Annotated in this window: 5 protein-coding genes; 1 reads left to right on the top strand and 4 read right to left on the bottom strand. The window is 31.6% G+C overall.

What is annotated here, in order from left to right; all coding sequences use genetic code 11:
* Positions 1 to 115: 115 nt before the first annotated feature.
* The 4 genes from mobV to ACZ2V4_RS11550 form a co-directional block, all read right to left on the bottom strand.
* A complete protein-coding gene (gene mobV, locus ACZ2V4_RS11565) occupies positions 116 to 1,315 on the bottom strand; it encodes a MobV family relaxase (RefSeq protein ID WP_490514935.1) in 1,200 nt (399 codons plus the stop codon).
* Positions 1,316 to 1,590: 275 nt separating this feature from the next.
* Positions 1,591 to 2,250, bottom strand: coding sequence for a replication protein (locus tag ACZ2V4_RS11560; RefSeq protein WP_490514934.1), 660 nt, complete (start codon positions 2,248 to 2,250; stop codon positions 1,591 to 1,593).
* A gap of 68 nt (positions 2,251 to 2,318) precedes the next feature.
* Positions 2,319 to 2,468: a ribbon-helix-helix domain-containing protein gene (locus tag ACZ2V4_RS11555; protein WP_219522415.1), complete on the bottom strand. Its 150-nt coding sequence runs from the start codon at positions 2,466 to 2,468 to the stop codon at positions 2,319 to 2,321.
* 340 nt (positions 2,469 to 2,808) lie between these two features.
* Positions 2,809 to 3,030: a DUF2599 domain-containing protein gene (locus tag ACZ2V4_RS11550; RefSeq protein ID WP_490514933.1), complete on the bottom strand. Its 222-nt coding sequence runs from the start codon at positions 3,028 to 3,030 to the stop codon at positions 2,809 to 2,811.
* 45 nt (positions 3,031 to 3,075) lie between these two features.
* On the opposite strand from ACZ2V4_RS11550, the gene ACZ2V4_RS11545 reads away from it, so the two are divergent.
* Positions 3,076 to 3,372: a hypothetical protein gene (locus tag ACZ2V4_RS11545; protein WP_490514932.1), complete on the top strand. Its 297-nt coding sequence runs from the start codon at positions 3,076 to 3,078 to the stop codon at positions 3,370 to 3,372.
* Positions 3,373 to 3,502: the final 130 nt, after the last annotated feature.

The following is a 3,502-nucleotide window of genomic DNA, read 5'->3' as shown; positions in this document are numbered from 1 at the left end:
CCAAGAGCCCAGTTTCGGCCGAATTGATAGCTGTCGCTACCACTCGCCGAAACGGCTCTAAGTGTATCTGGGGGTTCTTCTCCTCTCCAAAAGTTTTCTCGGCATAAAAGTTCCTCTATCTTTGTATTCCTTTATCTTTCTTAACTTCTTGTTTTGATTCCTCTATTTTTTTATATCTTTCAGGGTGGTTTTTCATATCTGACTTTAAAATAACATTTTCGTAATACTGACTATGATTCATAACAGGCTCTAAAATTGAACGCATTCCTTTTCTACCTAAATGTTTTTCAATCTCTAACATCAGAAGTTTAATAATTTCTAGAATTTTTTCTGTATGGCTTGCCAATTTATTTAATTTACTCGTGATCTCTTTGTTTTCTTCTTTTAGCTTTTCGTTCTCTTTATCAAGCTCATTTAAGCGATTTAATGCATTTCCCGAATTAAGATACTCAAAACGATCTAGTATGTCTCTAGAAGCCTTTATTTGCTTTTCAAAAACTTGATAATCTTCTTGCTTAATCACTACATTGCCTGTTTCTTCATAACTTTTATTAAAAAGTCCCCCAACTTGTTTTTTCTCAACTTCATACGGCACTTTTATAGGCTCTTTTAAGACCTTTACTAATTTTTCATATTCTTCTAAGGCTTTTAATGTTTCTGCTTGTGTATGGGCTAATTTTTGGCTCTCACGCTCATTTTCTTCTCGATGATAATTCGTTTGTTGTTTAAACGCATTGATCTCCACACTTTTTTTCTGACTGATTTGCTTTGGTGTTCCTCTCTCCATGTCAAAACCACGTTCATTAACAAAATTATTAAATCTATCTTGAAATTCTGTCATAGCTTTTTTGTTGCCCAGCATGTCTTTCGCTGAAAGTCGTCCATCATCTGTAATTGGCACAAACCCAAAATGCATGTGAGGAACTTTTTCATCAAAATGAACTGTCGCATATAAGAGATTTTCTTTACCGTATTCTTTTTCTAAAAACTCTTTTGTATTTTCAAAAAAATTATTAATTTCTTCATGCGATTTATTTTCAAAAAATTTATCATCTGACGTAATAATTCCGTCGATATGTTTTACAGCATCTTTTCTAATTTTTCTTTTTCCGTTGTAATTTTCTTCGATTTTTTCCTCAATCTTTTTTCGATAATTAATATTTTCTTTGTTAATTAAATCATAATTCAAATGTGTTTTTTCGAAATCAATATCTTGGTTATTATAATTTTTATTTTCCCTTTGAACATGTTTTTGTATGCCTGTAGTATTTACTCCCGATTTCACTTTTTCAACTCGAATAATTGAATAACTCAAATTAAATTCTACCCCCTGTTCATGATTTACGTGACTTATATTTATTAAAAGTATAACACACTAGACTTATTTTCACTTCGTTACAATAAATCATTAAGGCGTGTGCTCTGTGAGACTTGTTTTTGCTGACGCAAAAATTGACACTTCGTGTCAAAAAAGATCGCCCAAAAATGTGGGCGATAATTTACTAAAAATTCTTATGATTTTTTAGTCCAAAAACTTCATCAATGACTAATAAATTTTTAGTTATCATTTCTGTAAATTTTCTTTTTTATTCATTCCTGAATTTCTCCTGTCTCATAATTAACATTAAATCTACCGTATTTTCTTTCTTGATATACTGCATCAAAATATAATCTAATCAAACCAGTGTGAGAACGTAACACACTATTTATTATTTTCATACTCGGTAATCCATATTCTGCACCATGAACTCTTATAAATCTTCTTAATTCTCTGATGTTCGCTAATCCATGTTCGTCAATCAAATCACAAACTTCATTCAACATGTCATCTTTATCTTCAGCATCCAAAGTTATATAGCGGTCAATATCAAAATTATTAAGTTGTATGATGTCAGCTTTTTTATATATATATTTATTTTTAGCGATTGCGTCTTTTGATTCATGCGTTAAATATAAATACATATTTTCCATGCTCTGAATTACAATCTGCACCTTTGCTAACGCTTTTTCGCCTAATAAACGTTTGATTTTTACTCTAACACTATCAGCAGTAACAGGATTTTTCGCAACATAAATAACATGATAATGTGCTTTTTTATATTTTTGTCCCTCAACATTACTCAAATCTTTATCATGAATTGGACTAATAGCGATAGGCACATCTAACGATTCTAACTTTTGGATCCAATCAGTCGGTATGCTTTCCGGATACAATAAAAAAGTAAAGTATCTTGCTTTTTCCTTAGCCATTTTATAAAATCACCTTGTACAGATATAACGCAATTATTGAGCGGACTTTAGCCGAGGTCGCTCTTTTTTTACGCATTTTTCTGCCCTTTCTTATATTCTTCTAATGCTACTGTAAGCATTGCAGACTTACTTAATCCTTTTTCTTTAGCCATTTTTTCTAATTCGCTATAAACTTTTTCAGCTAATGTAATTGTTAATCTTTTTTTATTTGTAGCCACATTGTCGCTCCTCTCTTTTTTTATAAAAATAATGTAGCATTTATGCACACTTTAGTCAAAAATTTACGCATAAAACCTCAATTTTTAATAAAAATCGCCCAAAATGTCGCCAAAATGTCGCCGAAATGTCGCCACCCTTAAACCTTAGAGCCACAAGGGATTGAACCCTATTTTTTTCGAATTTGGCACTCGGCACTTAAAGGGGGGGTCGTAGTAGCCCCCCTTTTTTTCTCTAATCCCTATTAAAAAATGCCGTAGAAATGAAAAAGAGGATTGATTCCAAATGGGATCAATCCTCTTTTTTTATTCTAAAAAACCAATCACTATCAAAAATTAATACTTATTTCGGGTTACAACGAGTTGCTATCATTTTTGCCTCAGAAACAATTGGTCTTCCAACCTCAAGATCCCAACTTCCTGCTAACGCACCCGCTACATCATAATCAAAATGACACTTATATTGTCTCCACATACTTCCATTATCATTTCGAATTCCAGAATAATTTCTCTTTAATTCTGACCAACCAGCTTTCAAAAAGTAAAAAATTACTATAAAATACATAAAATAATAAAATATCGATTTTAAAACTTTTTAGGAGGAATTATAATGTGGCTAATATTTGGATTTTTAACAATCGTTGCAACTATCATAAATATTTTCCTATACATTTCCCAAAAAAATTACACTTTTATGATGATTACTGCAATTATCTTTACAGCTATAACTCTTTGTGCTGAACAAAGTTTAATTTCAAACTGGATACAACAAAAAGATTATTCAGCTTTATCTGAAGTCCCTAGAATGAATATATTCTTTTGGTTATTTACTATTTTTTCTATTGTTTTAAATATCATCCCACTTATTTTAGATTATAAAAAAAATAGATATAAAATTAACATATAACCTTGTTTTTATTCCAATTTCCTTTTGGAGCGAGCCTCTGAACCCCCAGACCCCCAAGAGCCCAGTTTCGGCCGAATTGATAGCTGTCGCTACCACTCGCCGAAACGGCTCTAAGTGTATCTGGGGGTTC

The organism is Macrococcus sp. CoH-51_TC_04 (assembly GCF_058188655.1).
Note: the sequence above shows the minus strand (reverse complement) of the source record. Positions and strands in the feature narration are given on the sequence as shown.

Bases quoted from the DNA above. Each gene is read 5' to 3' on its own strand.
- ACZ2V4_RS11550 (WP_490514933.1), bottom strand. From the start codon at position 3,030: ATGTATTTTATAGTAATTTTTTACTTTTTGAAAGCTGGTTGGTCAGAA.
- ACZ2V4_RS11560 (WP_490514934.1), bottom strand. From the start codon at position 2,250: ATGGCTAAGGAAAAAGCAAGATACTTTACTTTTTTATTGTATCCGGAA.
- ACZ2V4_RS11545 (WP_490514932.1), top strand. From the start codon at position 3,076: ATGTGGCTAATATTTGGATTTTTAACAATCGTTGCAACTATCATAAAT.